This is a genomic window from Streptomyces sp. NPDC045778 (assembly GCF_056431945.1).
Window position 1 is genome coordinate 220,348 of sequence record NZ_JBWKJZ010000010.1, and the last position, 16,022, is coordinate 236,369.

A 16,022-nucleotide genomic window follows, 5' to 3' on the forward strand; every position below is an offset into this window, starting at 1 on the left:
TGTCGCTCTCCTCTAACTCCACACGAGGGAAAGGCAGTAGCCGTCGACTTCGCGTGCCCAGCCGGCCAGGCGCAGCGCGTCCACGGCCGGGACGTGGCGCCGCAGGCCCGGTCCCGCGCGCCAGGTGAAGCGGCCGTCGGGGTGCCAGCCGGTGAGTTCGACCTCGCGCATGTCGACCCGCAGGCCGAAGCCGAAGTGTTTGAGTACGGCCTCCTTGCACGCCCAGCGCAGCGACAGCGGCATGGCGTCGAGGGCCGGGCAGCCCGGGTGCGCGGTCGCGAGCAACTCGGCCAAGGGACGCGGAAGTTGGCGGGTGCGTTCGAGGTCGATGCCGACCGCGCGCGGGCCGCAGGCGGCCACGGCAAGGTCGCCCGAGTGGGTCAGGCCCACTTCCACGGGCGCGTCGACGGTGGGCTTGCCCGCGCGGATGCCGGCCGCCACCGCGCCGACACGTACCTCGCGCGTGCGCACGCACAGGCCGCTGTGCCGCCGCAGATAGGCGCTGACGCCGTGTTTGACGGCCAGCCGCCCGGCCAGCCACTCCACGCGCCGCTTGGGCACGGCCAGTTCGGCGGCGCGCTCCCGTTCCTCGTCGGTGAGGTGCCGGGCCTGGAGCGCGGCGCGGCCCGCGGCGTCCCGCGCGCGTACCCAGGCGAGCGAGACGACGGCGAGGGTCAGCGGTCCGCGCGCGTGCGTGACGCGCAGGGGGCGCGCGGGGTCAAGGCGCACGCTCTCGTCCAGGCCTGGCGCCGGGGTGCGCGCGAGGAGGGCCATCGGGTCAGCGGTCCACGGGCGGCGGCAGCAGGAACGGGTACGTGCGCCGCCTGACCTTGCGCTGCCAGAACCGGTCGGCGGCGCGCAGCCGCTGGATCAGCTCCCACATGCGGGCGTCGTCGCGGTAGTAGGCGGCGACCTCCTCGGCGGTGAGGGGCGTGGCCAGGCGGGCGTTGGCCTCCTCCAGGAAGGCGGGGACGAGCGCGCCCAGGCGTTCCTTGTGGAGGTTGCCGAGGAAGTCCAGGAGCACGCCGCGGGTCGCGTAGAACTTGTCGAAGATCGACTTGGCCATGGCCACGCGGACGGCGTCGCGCAGGAGCCACGGCAGCGAGGTGAAGAACAGGCGTACGTCGAGCTGTTCGCGCCCCCGCGCGTCGCGCATGAGGGGCGTGGTGACGTCCAGGTACGTCAGCTCGCCTTCGGTGTCGATCCAGTTGGAGGCCTGCGCGTCCAGGCCGGTGGTGGGGCCGACGGCGGCGTCCACGCGGTCGAGGAAGCGGACGAAGAAGTTCTTCGCCCAGGCCTCGTCCTCGGTGTGCAGGAGGCGGGAGCACAGCCGCTCGGGCGGCAGTTCCCGCTGGACGCAGTACGCGACGATCCGCCCGCCGGGTCCGGGGGTGTGCCACACCTCGGTGGGCGCGACGGTGAGCCCGCGGTCGGTGAGGCGGCGCAGATACGCGTCGAGCCCTTCCCGGTAGCGGTCGAAGCGGACCCGGTCGGGGAAGGCGGGCAGGCGCTTGCAGGCGTAGGAGCCCTCGGTGGTGCGCAGCCGCAGGACGAGGGTGATCTCGCCGTAGCCGAGCACGTCGAGCGCGCTGTCGTCGGCGGTGCGCAGCGCGTGCCGCACCCGCCGCTCCAGGTCCTCGAGGGCGGCGTGCGGCAGCGGGAAGGCCGTGGGGTGCCGGAAGGTCATGCCGCCGTCACCACCAGGACCGCGTTCTGGCCGCCGAAGCCGAAGGAGTTGGAGACGGCGACGTCCAGCGGGCGCTCGCGCGGGCCGCCGGTGACGACGTCCAGGTCGATGTCGGGGTCCTGGTGGCGGAGGTTGGCGGTCGGCGGCACCGTGCCGCGCTGTACGGCGAGGACGGTGAGCGCGGCCTCGATCGCCCCGGCCGCGCCGAGGGTGTGGCCGAGGACGCCCTTGGTGGAGGTGACGGCGGGGCCCGTGCCGAGGAACTTGCGCAGCACGGCGGCCTCCGCTGCGTCGTTCAGGGGCGTGGACGTGCCGTGCGCGTTGACGTGGTCGACCTCGTCGGGCATCACGTCCGCGCGCGCCAGGGCGGTGCGCAGGGCGAGCAGGACGCCGGTGCCCCGCGGGTCGGGGGCGGTCAGGTGGTGCGCGTCGGCCGACGCCCCGTACCCGGCCACGCGGGCCCGGACGGCGGCGCCGCGCGCCCGGGCGTCGGCGGCGCGCTCCAGGACGAGCATGCCGCTGCCCTCGCCGATGACGAAGCCGTCGCGGTCCCGGTCGAACGGCCGGGACGCGGCGGCGGGTTCGCCGACGCGCCGGGACAGGGCGCCCATCTGCGCGAAGCCCGTCACCATCAGCGGGGTCACCCCGGCCTCGCCGCCCCCGGCGACCACCACGTCGCAGCTGTCGTCGCGCAGCAGCTGGAGCGCGGTGCCGATGGCGGTGGCCCCGGACGCGCAGGCCGTCGCGGTGACGAGGTTGGGCCCGGTGGCCCGCAGGTCCATCGCCAGGTGCCCGGCCACCATGTTCGGTACGAGCATGGGGATGAGCAGCGCCGAGACGGCCTTGGGCCCGTCGTCGAGGAGGCGCCGGTGCTGGGTCTCCCAGGTGGCGACGCCGCCGAGGCCGCAGCCGACGACGACGCCCACGCGGGCGCCGTCCCAGGTCGCCGGGTCGAGCCCGCTGTCCGCGACGGCCTCGCGCGCCGCCGCGACGGACAGCTGGATGAACCGGTCCTGCGTCAGGGCGCTGCGCCGGCCCACGTGCCGCCGGGGCGAGAAGCCGGGCACGGTGCAGGAGATGTCCACGGGAAGCCCCGCGAGCGCGGGGTCGCTCGCCGCCGCGGACTCGCCCCGGCACACCCCCGCCCAGGTGGCCTGCGCCCCGATCCCGGCGGCGGTGACGAGCCCCACCCCGGTCACCGCCACGGCGTCGCGCTCGGGGGACGCGGCGCCGGTGGCGAGACACGGGGTGGGGTGCTCGACGGGGGCGCCGTCCCCGGGCACGGCCGCCGTCACCGCGGCACTCCGTCGGCACCGCCGTGTCCGCCGTGTGCGTCGTGCCCGCCGTGTGCGTCGTGCCCGCCGTGTGCGTCGTGTGCGTCGTGCCGGATGGCCGGTCCTGCGTACGTGGTGCCCATCGGATGCGCCCCACCTCTCGGTCGCTTGGGGTCGAGTCTGCGGGCCGCGGCTGACCGGGCACCGCGTACGGCGCTGACGGACGGCTGACCGCGCGGGCACGCGGCCGCGGCGCCGCGCCCCGGGCGGGGGCGATCAGCGAGCGGTCAGCGAGCCGTCAGCACGGGTGGCCCGCTCCCGTCAGCCCGCCCCGCGAGACTCGACGTCAGCTTCAGCGTCCTGCCGTCGGCGTACCAGTCGAGCCAGTTGAGCCAGTTGAGCCAGTCGAGATCGAGGAGCACGTGTGAGCGCACCGCCACCGAGCCACCCGCCGCCGCACCGGGCCGCGGTCCTCGCCGGGGTCGGCGGCTGTCTGCCGCCGACCGCCGTCACCAACGACGAACTCGCCGCGCGCCTCGACAGCTCGGACGCGTGGATCCGCTCGCGCACGGGCATCCGGCAGCGCTACTTCGCCCCGCCCGGCACGGCCACATCCGATCTGGCGGTCGGCGCGGGCGCCAGGGCCCTCAAGTCGTCGGGCTCCCCCGACGCGGACGCCGTCCTGCTCGCCACCACGACCCCGGACCGCCCGTGCCCGGCGACGGCGCCGGTCGTGGCGGCGCGGCTCGGCCTGACCGGGGCCGCCGCGTACGACGTGTCCGCGGTCTGCACGGGGTTCGTGTACGCCCTGGCGAGCGCGGCGGGTCTGATCGCGGCGGGCGCGGCCGACCGGGTCCTGGTGATCGGCGCGGAGACGTTCTCCACGCTCCTCGACCCGGACGACCGGTCCACGGCCGTCATCTTCGGGGACGGCGCGGGCGCGGTGCTCCTGCGCGCGGGCGAGGCCGCGGAGCCGGGCGCGCTCGGCCCGTTCGACCTGGGCAGCGACGGCGGCCGCGAGGACCTGATCACGGTGCCCGCGGGCGGCTCGCGCCAGCGCCTGTCCGGGGTGGAGCCCGCCGACGGCGACCGCTATTTCGCGATGGACGGCAAGGAGGTCTTCCGGCACGCGGTGCGGCGGATGTCCGCGTCGGCGCGGGCCGTGCTCGGCCGGGCCGGCCTCCGGCCCGGCGACGTGGACCACCTGGTCGGCCACCAGGCCAACCTGCGCATCACCAACCACGTGGCCGACGAGGTCGGCATCCCCCGGCAGCGCTGCTTCAGCAACATCGCCGAGGTCGGCAACACGGCGGCCGCCTCCATACCGCTCGCCCTCGACCAGGCGCACGCGGACGGCGTCCTGACGGCGGGCGGGCGCGTCCTGCTCACCGCCTTCGGCGGCGGGCTCACCTGGGGATCGACGGTACTGACCTGGCCGCGGCTCGACCGCGCCTGAAGGGAGAACCGCATGAGCGCGATGTACGACAGGCTGGTCGACCTCCTGGTCGACCGTTTCGAGGTGGACCGCTCGGAGATCGGCCCCGACACCAGGTTCGAGGACCTCGACATGGACTCGCTGTTCCTGGTCGAGCTGCTCCTGGTGATCCAGTCGGAGTTCAAGGTCGACGTCGCGGAGGACGCGGCGTCGCCGGGCGACACCATCGCGGCGGTCGCGGAGCTGATCGCGCGCGGCTGCGCCCCCGCGGCGTCGGCGACCACCTCCGAGCGAGCCTAGGACGGCCATGAGCACCCAGCAGTCGATCATCAACTACATCGCCGACGTCTGGCTCGACGGCGACACCGAGGGACTCGACGCCCAACTCCCCATCGCCGAGCTGAACATCATCGACTCGGCCGGGATCTTCGACCTCGTGCACTACTTGCAGTCCGACTTCCGCATCACCGTGCCGCTGCGGGAGATCTCCCCGGCGAACTTCCGGACCGTCGACTCGATCGCGGCGCTCGTCGACCGGCTGCGTGCCGTGGGCAGGACCGAAGGGGAGGCCGTGCGATGACCAGTGTGCACCGGCAGATCGTGGACATCGTGGCCTCGCGGACGCTGTACGACGAGTCGTACCTGTTGCCCGAGAGCGACTTCGAGGCCGAACTCGGCATCGACTCCGTCATCTTCGAGTCGATCCTGGCGACGGTCCGGGAGCGCTTCGCCCTGGACGCGGAGCTGCCCCCCGGGCTCGCGACCATTCGGGAGCTGGTGGAGGCCGTCGAGGAGGCGCTGGCGGGCCCGGTGGCGGCGGGCGACGAACACAACGGCGACTGTAACGAACGTTCTATCCAGTGGGATGGACGGTCCCTGAAGGACTTCGTGGAGGAGCGCGACCCGGACCTGTTCGCCAAGGCCCGCAGCTTCCGCGGCCATCTGCGTGGGCGCGAGGCCGAGCAGCTCTACTGGTACGGCATGCCGCTGCACTCGCGCTGCGGCAACCGGGCGCTCATCCTGGACGAACTCACCGGGCAGAAGCGCGAGTTCCTGATGTTCGCCTCCAACAACTACCTGGGGCTCGCCAACCATCCGAAGGTCGTCGACGCGGTGTGCGACGCCACCCGCACCTTCGGCGCGACCCACACCGGCTCGCGCTTCATCGGCGGCACGAACATGCTCCACAAGGAGCTGGAGCGGCGCCTGGCCGCGTTCAAGGGCCGCCCGGCGTGCATCGTCTTCCCCGGCGGGTACGCCGCGAACCTCGGCACCATCTCGGCGCTCGTGAAGAGCTACGACACGCTGGTCGTCGACAAGCTCAACCACATGAGCATCGTCGACGGCGCCCGGCTCTCCGGCGCCGTCCGCAAGATCTACCAGCACAACGACATGGCGGACCTGGAGCGCATCCTCAAGCGGCAGGGCGACCGCCCGGGCGGCGCGCTCATCGTCGCCGACGGCGTGTTCAGCATGCACGGCGACCTCTGCGACCTGCCGTCGATCGTGCGTCTCGGCAAGGAGTACGGCGCCCGCGTCCTGGTCGACGACGCGCACGCGACGGGCGTGCTCGGCGAGCGCGGCACCGGCACCACCGAGCACTTCGGCCTCAAGGGCGAGGTCGACCTGGAGCTGGGCACGATGAGCAAGGCCCTCGCGGGCATGGGCGGCTTCGTCGTCGGCGACCACGACGTCATCGAGTACCTGCGGTTCTACGCCCATTCCTATGTGTTCGCCGCCAACATCCCCGCGGGCGTCGCCGCCGGGCTCATCGCCTCGCTCGACGTCATCGAGGCCGAGCCGCAGCGCGTCGCCCTGCTGTGGTCCAACATCCGCTTCCTGCGCCGGCTGCTCGTGGAGGCGGGCTTCGACCTGGAGAACACCGCGAGCGCGATCCTGCCGCTGGTCATCGGCGACGAGCGCAGGGCCCTGGAGATGGGCCGCGCCGTGCGGGCGCGCGGCCTGTTCTGCCAGACGGTGGTGTTCCCCGGGGTGCCGCTCGGCGACGCGCGGCTGCGGATCAGCGTCACCTGCGAGCACACGCGCGAGGACCTCCAGACCGCGGCGGACATCTTCGTGGCGGCCGCCCGCGAGGTCGGCGTCCTGCCCTCGGCGGGGTGAGCGCGATGACGACCGGGACCCGGGCCGCGCACACCGCGAGGCCGCCGCTGCCGGGCGACCGCGTGCTCTCCGACGTCGCCCTGATCCGCAAGCCGTGGCCGCTGGACGCCGAGTGGGCCGCGCGGCCCGCCTTCGTGGGCCCCCGGCCGCGTACGTACGGCGTGTTCGCGGCGCACGTCGCGGCCGTCGCCTCCGGCCTGCTCGGCCTGGGCACGGCGGTCGGCGACCGGGTGGCGATCTGGCTGGACAAGCAGCCGCGCTACGCGGAGGCGATCCTCGGCGCGCTGCACGCGGGCTGCGCCTACGTGCCGCTCGACGGCGGACAGCCGGCGGCCCGCGTGGCGACGATCCTCGCGGACGCCGAACCGGTGGCGCTGTTCACCGACCGCCGCCGCCTGGCCGCCCTGAGCGGTGGCCACCTTCCTCCCTCCGTACGGGTGATCGTGCTCGCCGACGAGGAGGAGGACACCCTGACGGAAGGGCCCGGCGAGGACTCCGCGCACACCTGGGCCGCCTTCACCTCGTCCGCCGCCGGGCACGTCGTGCTCCTGCCGCCCCTGGAACGCGACGACCTCGCCGCGATCCTCTACACCTCCGGCTCGACCGGTACGCCCAAGGGGGTGCGGATCAGCTACCGGAACCTCGCGGCGTTCATCCGCTGGGCCCGCCAGGAGCTGGCCGTCGGCCCCGGGGACGTCTTCGCGGGCCACGCCTCGTTCAACTTCGACCTGTCCACGTTCGACCTGTTCACGGCCCTGTCGGTGGGCGCGGCCGTGTGGATCGTGCCGGACGAGCAGGCCCGTGACGTGGGCGCGCTCGCGACGGGAATCCGCGAGCACGGCGTCACCGTGTGGTACTCGGTGCCGTCGGTCCTGCACCTCCTCACCGTGTCGGGTGCGCTCACTGCCGAGACCGTACGGAGCCTGCGGTACGTCCTGTTCGCGGGCGAGGTGTTCCCCATCGCCCAACTGCGGGCCCTGGCCGCGCTGTTGCCCGGCGACGCGGTGCTCTACAACCTGTACGGGCCGACGGAGACGAACGTCTGCACGTACCACCGCGTACGCCCTCAAGACCTGTCCCGGCAGGAGCCCGTGCCCATCGGCACCCCGCTGCCGGGCGCCGAGGTGTCCGTCGTCGACGCCGAGGGCCGCGCCGTGACCGGCCCGGACGCGTTCGGCGAACTCGTCGTCGCGGGCGACTGCGTCACGCCCGGCTACTGGCGCCGCGATGCCGGGCCCGCCGCCGCGGGGCACCGCGAGGGCCGCCACGCCACCGGCGACCTGGTGAGCTACGAGGGCGAGAGCCTCGTCTACCGCGGCCGCAAGGACCGCATGGTCAAGCTCGCGGGGCACCGCGTGGAGCTGGGCGAGATCGAGGCCGCGGCGCTGCGCCACCCCGGCATCGCCCAGGCCGCCGCCGTCGTCGAGACCCGCGGCGGCGAGCCCGCTGTCGCCCTGTACTTCACGCTCGACGGCCGCACCCCGCGGCCCGGCCTCATCGAGCTGAAGCGGCACTGCGCCGAGCACCTGCCCCGCTACATGCTGCCGCGCACCGCCACCTGCCTCGACGAACTGCCGCACAACGCCAACGGCAAGACCGACTACCACCGCCTGGGCGGCGCCACGCCCGCGCCAGCCCGCGCCCCGCGGGCCGAGCCCGGCACCTGACGGCACCCCGACGGCATCCGACGGCATCCGACGGAGACGTACATGACCCAAGGCCCGACCGAGATCCCCCGGCACGGCCGCGCGTCGCGGGCCCCCCGGCACCTGGTGGAGCTGGTGCGCGAGCACGCCGCCCAGCGGCCGGACGCGCTCGCCTACCGCTTCGTCGGGGGCGCCGACGCCACCGGCGCCGCGCCGGCGTGGACGTACCGCGAACTCGACCTGCACGCCCGGCGCGTCGCCGCCCTGCTCCAGGCCGAGGGCCTCACGGGCGCGCCGGTGCTGCTGCTCCACCCGCCCGGCCTCGGCTACCTCGCGGGGTTCCTCGGCTGTCTGTACGCGGGGGCCCTCGCCGTGCCCGCCTACCCCCCCGACACGCGCCGCTTCGCCCCGACCACGGCGCGGCTCACCGCCATCGCCCGGGACGCGCGGGCGACACACGCGCTGACCACGGACGATCTCGCGCGCCTCGCGGACGAGCGCAAGGCCGACCTGGCCGCGCTCGGGCTCGGCGGCCTGCGCTGGCTGGCCACGGGCGGGCCGCAGGCGCTCCCGGGTCAGGCGCCCGGCGCCGACGACTGGCGCGAGCCCGACCTGTACGCCCCCGACGCGCTGGCGTTCCTCCAGTACACCTCCGGGTCGACGTCCGCGCCCAAGGGCGTGATGGTCGGCCACGGCAATCTGCTGCACAACCTCGGCGCCATCCACCGCAGGCTGGAGCACGACGAGTACGCCGACGACGACGATTCGGCCATGGTGTCGTGGCTGCCGCCCTACCACGACATGGGTCTGATCGGCGGCATCCTGTCGCCGCTGTACGGCGGCTTCCCCGCGCACCTGATGGCGCCGATGTCCTTCGTGCGCAAGCCCCTGTTGTGGCTGCGGACGCTCTCCGAGACGCGGGCCTCCACCAGCGTGGCGCCCAACTTCGGCTTCGAGGCGTGCGTGCGCAGGATCACCGACGAGGAGCGTGCCGGGCTCGACCTGAGCCACTGGCGCCTGGCCCTGAACGGCGCGGAGCCGGTGCGCGCCGACACCCTCGACCGCTTCGTCGAGCGGTTCGCGCCGTGCGGGTTCCGGCGCGCCGCGCTGCTGCCCTGCTACGGGCTCGCCGAGGCCACCTTGATGGTGACCGGCGTGCGCGCCCACGAGCCGCCCGAGGTCGGCGCGTTCGACGCGACGGCGCTCGGCGCGGGCACCGCCGCCCCGGCGAGCGGTGGCCGCGTCACCCGCGTCGTGGGGTGCGGCCCCGCGGTCGACGGCCTGGACGTGGCGGTCGTGGACGGCGCGACGCGGCGCCGGATCACCACGGAGGGCACCGTCGGCGAGGTGTGGATCGCGGGCGGCAGCGTGGCGCGGGGCTACTGGCGGCGCCCGGACGCGACCGAGGAGACGTTCCGGGCGCGCCTCACAGGGGAGGGCGACACGCCGTACCTGCGCACCGGCGACCTCGGCTTCACGCGCGCGGGGCAGCTGCACGTGGTGGGGCGCTCCAAGGACGTCGTCATCGTGCAGGGCCGCAACCACTACCCGCACGACGTCGAGCGCACCGTGGAGCGGGCCGACCCGGCGATCCGCGCGGGCTGCGGCGCCGCGTTCGGCGTGGAGGTCGACGGCGCCGAGCAGCTCGTGGTCGCGTACGAGATCGAGGGCAGGCGCGCCGAGGACGCTCCGGCACTCCTCGCCCGGCTGCGCGCCGCCGTCGCGGAGGAGCACGAGGTCACGCCGCACGCGGTGCTGCTGCTCAAGCGGTCGACCGTGCCCAAGACCACCAGCGGGAAGATCCAGCGGCAGGCGTGCCGGCGGGACTTCATCGGGCTCGGCCTGAAGGTCGTGGCCGCGAGCGTGGCGCGCGACACGCGCCCGAAGGGGCGCGGGGAACCGCGCGACCAGCCACCACGGACCCGCGGGCGGCAGACGGTCCAGCACATCCTGGAGGTCCTGCACGACCACGTCGAGGACACGTCCAGTGCCCTGGAGCGCGAGTTCGCGGAGATGGGCCTTGACTACGCCGGACTCCACGACGTCGTACGGGCCCTGGAGGCGCGGTACGACACCGTGCTGCCCGTCGGGGAGTTGCTGGCCCGGCCTCGGGTCGGCACGCTCGTCGAGCTGCTCGCGGACGCGGCGCGCCCGGACGAGGCCTGGGCGCCCGACGCGGTCGAGGCGTGGCTGACCGCGCGGGTCGCCGAGCGCCTCGGCCTCGCCGCCACCGCCGTGGACCCCACGAGGCCCCTCGCCTCGCTGGGCCTTGACTCCCGGCAGGCCGTGGCCGTCCTCGCCGACCTCGGCGCGCGCACCGGCCGGGAGATCCCCGCGTCCGTCGTCTTCGACCACCCGACGATCCGCGCGATCGCGGCGCACCTGGCGACCGCCCGGGCCACGGCCACGGGCGACGGGGGCGGGCCCGAGGACCGGGCGGCGCCCGAGCCCGTCGCCGTCGTCGGCATCGGCTGCCGCTTCCCCGGCGCGCCGGACCCGGGCAGCTTCGGGCGGCTCCTGCGCGACGGCAGGGACGCGGTCACCGAGGTGCCGCGGGACCGCTGGGACGCCGAACGGGTCGCCGCGCCGGGCTTCGGCGGGTTCCTGGACGGCGTGGCGGAGTTCGACGCCCGCTTCTTCGGCCTGTCGGCGCGCGAGACGGTCCGCATGGACCCCCAGCAGCGGCTCCTGCTCGAAGTGGCGTGGCAGACCCTGGAGGACGCGGGCCTGGACCCGACATCCCTTGCGGGCAGCTCCACCGGCGTGTTCGCGGGCATCAGCAGCCACGACTACAGCGAACTCCAGATGGGCCGCCTGGACACCGTCGACGTGCACGGCGCCACCGGCAACGCGCACTCCGTCGCCGCCAACCGCCTGTCGTACGTCCTCGATCTGCGCGGCCCGAGCATCGCCCTGGACACCGCGTGCTCGTCGTCCCTGACGGCGGTGCACCTGGCGTGCGACAGCCTGCGCCGGGGCGAGTGCTCCCAGGCGCTCGCGGGCGGCGTGAACCTGATGCTCACGCCCGGCCTCTCGGTGGCGTTCGCGGACGGCGGCATGCTCTCCGCCGACGGCCGCTGCCGCACCTTCGACGACGCGGCGGACGGCTACGTACGCGGCGAGGGCGCGGGCCTGGTGCTGCTCAAGCCGCTGTCCGCCGCGCTCGCCGACGGCGACCGGGTGCACGCGGTGATCAAGGGCTCGGCGACCGGGCACGGCGGCCGCGCCAACGGCCTGACCGCGCCCAAGGGCTCCGCGCAGCGCGCGGTGATCGAACAGGCCCTGGCCCGCGCCGGCCTGAGCGGCAAGGAGGTCGACTACGTCGAGGCGCACGGCACCGGCACGCCGCTCGGCGACCCCGTGGAGTGGGAGGGGCTCGCGGGCGCGTACGGCATGGGCCGCCCGGACGGCGCGCGCTGCCTGGTCGGCTCGGTGAAGACGAACATCGGGCACCTGGAGGCGGCCGCGGGCATCGCGGGCCTGATCAAGGCGGCACTGGTGGTGCGTGACCGCGAGGTGCCGCCGACCCTGCACCTGCGGACCCCCAACCGGCACCTGGACCGGGAGGGCGCGGGGCTGCACGTGCCGACGCGCCGGACGCCGCTCCCGGCGCGGGGGCCGGTGCGGGCCGCGGTCAGCTCCTTCGGCTTCGGCGGCGCGAACGCGCACGTGGTCCTGGAGTCGCCGCCCGAGCCCGCCCCCGCCGCGCGGGAGGCGCCGCCCGAGCGGCCGGTGCACGCCCTGTGCCTGTCCGGCCATACGCCGACCGCGCTCACGGCACTGGCCCGGGAGTGGCGCACGCATCTCGCCGCCCACTCCGGCACGCCGGTGGGCGACCTGTGCCGGGCGGCGCACACCGGCCGCGCGCGGCTCGCGCACCGCGCGGTCGTCATCGGCGGCTCCGCGGCGGACCTCGACTCCGGCCTCGACGCCCTGGCGCGCGGCGAAGCGGCCCGGTCGGTGGTGCGCGGGACGGCCCCGCACGGCCCGGCGCCCAAGGTCGCGTTCCTGTTCACCGGCCAGGGCACACAGTACCCGGGCATGGGCAAGGGCCTGTACGACACGCACGCGTCGTTCGCCCGCGCCATCGACCGCGCGGACCGCGTGCTGCGGCCCGAACTGGGCGTGCCGCTCCAGGAGTTGCTGTTCAGCGCCGCCGAGGGCGCGGCGGGACGGCTGCGGTCAACGCGGTGCTGCCAGCCCGCCCTGGTGGCCCTGGAGGTGGCGCTCGCCGAGCTGTGGATGTCGCTCGGGGTGCGGCCCGCCGCGGTCCTCGGACACAGCGTCGGCGCGTACGCCGCCGCGTGCGTGTCCGGCGCGCTCTCCTTCGACGACGCCCTCACCCTCGCCGCGACGCGCGGACGCCTGATGGCCGAGCAGCCGGGCGACGGCGCGATGATCGCCTGCGTCGGGGACGCCGACACGGTGCGGTCGGTGGCCGAAGGCCTGGACTCCGTGGCGGTGGCCGCCGTCAACTCCCCCACCCATCTCGTCCTGTCCGGCGACCGCGAGCAGATCGAACGGGCGGGCGCCGCGCTGCGCGAGCGGTCGGTCACGGTCAAACCCCTCTCCGTGTCGCACGCCTTCCACTCGCCGCTGATGGCGGGTGCCGCCGAGCCGTTGCGGGCGGCGGCGCGGCCGGTGCGGTTCGCCGAGCCCGTCATCCCCTGGGTGTCGGACGCCACCGGCGAGAGCGTGGGGCGCGTCGACGCCGACGCCCTGGTGGACCACCTCCTGGGCACCGTGCGGTTCGCCGACGGCTGTGGCGCGCTGCGCCGCATCGGCTGCACCGCCTTCGTGGAGGTCGGCCCGCATCCGACGCTCCTGGGCCTGGCCCGCGCGACGGCGCCGCCGGACACCGGGCGCGCGCCACTGTGGCTGCCGTCGCTGCGCCGCCCCGCCTCCGGTGCGGCGGCGGGCGCCGGTGACTGGGAGACCCTGCTCCAGTCCCTGGGCCGGCTGCACTGCGCGGGCGCCGCGGTGGACTGGGCGGCACTCGACGAGGGCTACCGCGGACCCCGGGTGCCGGTGCCGCACGCGGTCCTGGAGCGGGAGCCGTACTGGTTCACGCCGCCCGGGGCCAGGACGCCGACGGCAGCCGAAGCGGAGTCGCGCCCCGTCGCCGTACCCCGCCAAGAGGCGGACACGGCCCCGACGGCCGGGCACGACGTGGTGGCGCAGGTCGCCCGCGTCTGCGGGTACGCCGTCGAGCAGATCCCCCAAGAGGCCCGGCTCACCGCCGACCTGGGCTTCGACTCGCTGATGCGTACGGAGCTGGAGCGCGCGCTGGCGCGGTCCTTCCCCCACCAGCTGAACGGGCACCGTGAACAGCTGCCCGAGGACCCGACGGTGGAGCAACTGGTGCGGTTCGTCGGCGCGGCCGGGCCCGCGCCGGACAGCACGGCGGCCCAGGAGGCCGAGCGGACCGAAGGCCCTGTGCCGGTTGCGGACCCCGTGCCCGTGGAGGGCCCCGCGCCGCGGCTCGCTCCCGGGCCCGTCCCCCAGGAGCGCGTCTTCGAGGAGTGGCCCGAGTACGCCGAGCTGCAAGCCAGGCTGCGGCAGGCGACGGCCGACGGGGCGAACCCGTACGGACGTACGCACGAGGGGTACAACGGCGCCCGGGCGCGCGTGAACGGCGAGTCCGTCCTGAACTTCTCCTCGTTCAACTACCTCGCGCTGTCCTCCCACCCCCGGGTCCGCGACGCCGCCAAGGCCGCCGTCGACCGCTACGGCACGTCGTGCTCGGCGACGCCGCTGCTGTTCGGCGAGACCCCGCTGCACCACGCGCTCGACGCCGAGATCGCCTCGTTCCTCGGCACCGAGGCCGCCGTCGTCTTCGCGGGCGGGCACGCCACGAACGTGGCGACCATCGGGCACCTCCTCGGCCCCGACGACCTGATCCTGCACGACGAGTGGATCCACGACAGCGCGGTGCGCGGCAGCGTCCTGTCCGGCGCGCGCCGCAGGCCCTTCCCGCACAACGACTGGCGGGCCCTGGACCGCGCGCTCACCGCGGCGCGCGGCCGTGCCCGGCGCGCCCTCGTCCTGATCGAAGGCGCCTACAGCCAGGACGGCGACCTGCCCGACCTGCCGAAGTTCATCGACGTCAAGCGGCGGCACGGCGCCCTGCTCATGGTCGACGAGGCCCACTCGATCGGCGTGCTCGGCCGCACCGGCCGGGGCATCGGCGAGTACTTCGGCGTGGACCGCGCCGACGTCGACCTGTGGATGGGCACGCTCAGCAAGGCCATCGGCAGCCTCGGCGGCTATGTGGCGGCGCGGCACCCGCTCGTGGAGTACCTGAAGTTCACGGCCCCGCTGCACATCTTCAGCACCGGCATCACCCCCGCGAGTACGGCCGCCGCCCTGGAGGCGATCCGCGTCATCCGGGCCGAGCCGGAGCGCGTGGCCCGCCTCCGCGACCTCGCCGAGCACTTCCGGGACGCGGCACGCGCCCGCGGCCTCGACATCGGCGTCTCCCGGGCGTCGGCGGTGGTGCCGGTCGTCATCGGCGGCTGGGAGGAGACCATGGCGCTCTCGAACGCGCTGCTCCGCCTGGGTGTGAACGTGATGCCCATCGGCCATCCGGCCGTCCCGCGCGACGCGTGCCGCCTGCGCTTCTTCATCAACGCCGACCACACCCGGGACGACCTCGACCGCGCCCTCGACCTGTTGGGACGAGCCATGGCAGAGCAGCAGCACACCCCGGAGACCTCCCGCCCCGGTGCGGGAGCGGCATCGGGGACGTCGTCCAAGCCGGCCTCTCCGGCGGCGTCCCCCCGTGCCGGGGGCCTGGCCGCACCAGGCCCCGCCGCGCCGCCCGACGTGCTCGTGGCCGGGGCGGGCGGCTTCATCGGCGGGCACCTCACGCGCCGCCTCACCGAGCGCGGCCACCGGGTCCGGGCGCTCGTCCGCGAGGGCAGCGACCGCTCCGGGCTCGCCGGCGTGGACGCCGACGCGATCGAGGTGGTGACCGGCGACCTCACCGACCCGGACAGCCTGCGCCGCGCGGCCGCCGGGGTCCGCCACGTCTACAACTGCACGGGCCTCTCCGCCGACTGGGGGCCCTGGGCACACTTCCAGCAGGTCAACGTCGACGGCAGCCGCGCCCTCGTCGAGGCCGCCGCGCACGCGGGCACCGTCGAGCGGTTCCTGCACGTCAGCACCACCGACGTGTACGGCTACCCGGTCAGGCCCTGCGACGAGAGCACACCGCCGCGCGACATCGGCCTGCCGTACAACCGCAGCAAGCTCCTCGGCGAACAGGCGGTGCGCGAGGCCGCGGCGCGCGCCCTGCTGCCGCTGACCGTGGTGCGGCCGGTCAGCGTGTACGGGCCGCGCAGCAAGGACTTCGTCGTCGAGATCGCCACGCTGCTCCTGAGCCGCCAGATGGTCTACATCCGCGGCGGCGACGTCCCGGCGGGCCTGCTGTACGTGAGCAACGCCGCCGACGCGATGATCGCCGCCTGCGCCGCGGAGGCCGCCGCGGGGCGGACGTACAACCTGCGCGACCCCGACCGCACGACGTGGCGCGCCTACATCGAGGCGCTCGCCCGCGGCCTCGGCGTCAAGCCGCCCGCGCTGAGCCTGCCCGCGCCGGTGGCGCGCGGCGTCGCGGCCCTCTCCGAAGGGGTGTACGGGGCGCTGCGCCTGAAGTCGCGGCCGGTGCTCACCCGGCACGCGGTGCACCTGTTCGACCGCGACCAGTCGTACGCCGTCGACCGTGCCCGCGACGACTTCGGCTTCAAGAGCGAGGTGGGCTTCGAGGAGGGCGTGCGGCGCACGCTCGACTGGCTCGACTCGCCCGAGGGCCGCGCCCACGTCACCCGCTGACCACCGCCCCGCGAGAGGACCCCGTC

Annotated in this window: 10 protein-coding genes; 6 read left to right on the top strand and 4 right to left on the bottom strand. The window is 75.1% G+C overall.

The window, feature by feature from the left end; translation table 11 throughout:
* Positions 1-12 precede the first annotated feature (12 nt).
* The 4 genes from AC07GB_RS15605 to AC07GB_RS15620 all read right to left on the bottom strand — a co-directional run bounded on the left by AC07GB_RS15605 (position 13) and on the right by AC07GB_RS15620 (position 3,383).
* Positions 13-774 carry a 4'-phosphopantetheinyl transferase family protein gene (locus AC07GB_RS15605; protein ID WP_478845554.1) on the bottom strand — a complete coding sequence of 254 codons (762 nt, stop codon included), beginning with the start codon at positions 772-774 and terminating at the stop codon, positions 13-15.
* 4 nt (positions 775-778) lie between these two features.
* Positions 779-1,687 carry a DUF6206 family protein gene (locus AC07GB_RS15610; RefSeq protein WP_478845556.1) on the bottom strand — a complete coding sequence of 303 codons (909 nt, stop codon included), beginning with the start codon at positions 1,685-1,687 and terminating at the stop codon, positions 779-781.
* Positions 1,684-2,892: a beta-ketoacyl-[acyl-carrier-protein] synthase family protein gene (locus tag AC07GB_RS15615; protein ID WP_478845674.1), complete on the bottom strand. Its 1,209-nt coding sequence runs from the start codon at positions 2,890-2,892 to the stop codon at positions 1,684-1,686. Before AC07GB_RS15615 ends, AC07GB_RS15610 begins: the two co-directional genes overlap by 4 nt.
* 356 nt (positions 2,893-3,248) lie before the next feature.
* Positions 3,249-3,383, bottom strand: coding sequence for a hypothetical protein (locus AC07GB_RS15620; protein WP_478845558.1), 135 nt, complete (start codon positions 3,381-3,383; stop codon positions 3,249-3,251).
* 2 nt (positions 3,384-3,385) lie between these two features.
* Here AC07GB_RS15620 and AC07GB_RS15625 point away from each other — a divergent pair, with 2 nt between their 5' ends.
* The 6 genes from AC07GB_RS15625 to AC07GB_RS15650 are packed head-to-tail and all read left to right on the top strand — an operon-like array spanning position 3,386 to position 15,996.
* Positions 3,386-4,417, top strand: coding sequence for a beta-ketoacyl-ACP synthase III (locus AC07GB_RS15625; protein ID WP_478845560.1), 1,032 nt, complete (start codon positions 3,386-3,388; stop codon positions 4,415-4,417).
* Between the two features lie 12 nt (positions 4,418-4,429).
* A complete protein-coding gene (locus AC07GB_RS15630; protein WP_478845562.1) occupies positions 4,430-4,696 on the top strand; it encodes an acyl carrier protein in 267 nt (88 codons plus the stop codon).
* 7 nt (positions 4,697-4,703) lie between these two features.
* On the top strand, positions 4,704-4,976 hold the full coding sequence (locus tag AC07GB_RS15635; protein WP_478845564.1) for an acyl carrier protein: 273 nt from the start codon (positions 4,704-4,706) through the stop codon (positions 4,974-4,976).
* On the top strand, positions 4,973-6,517 hold the full coding sequence (locus AC07GB_RS15640) for an aminotransferase class I/II-fold pyridoxal phosphate-dependent enzyme (RefSeq protein WP_478845566.1): 1,545 nt from the start codon (positions 4,973-4,975) through the stop codon (positions 6,515-6,517). The genes AC07GB_RS15635 and AC07GB_RS15640 overlap by 4 nt, the downstream gene beginning before the upstream one ends.
* Before the next feature lie 5 nt (positions 6,518-6,522).
* A complete protein-coding gene (locus AC07GB_RS15645; RefSeq protein WP_478845568.1) occupies positions 6,523-8,184 on the top strand; it encodes an amino acid adenylation domain-containing protein in 1,662 nt (553 codons plus the stop codon).
* Positions 8,185-8,226: 42 nt separating this feature from the next.
* Positions 8,227-15,996, top strand: a complete 7,770-nt coding sequence (locus AC07GB_RS15650) for an aminotransferase class I/II-fold pyridoxal phosphate-dependent enzyme (protein WP_478845570.1) — start codon at positions 8,227-8,229, stop codon at positions 15,994-15,996.
* The last annotated feature ends 26 nt before the right edge of the window (positions 15,997-16,022 follow it).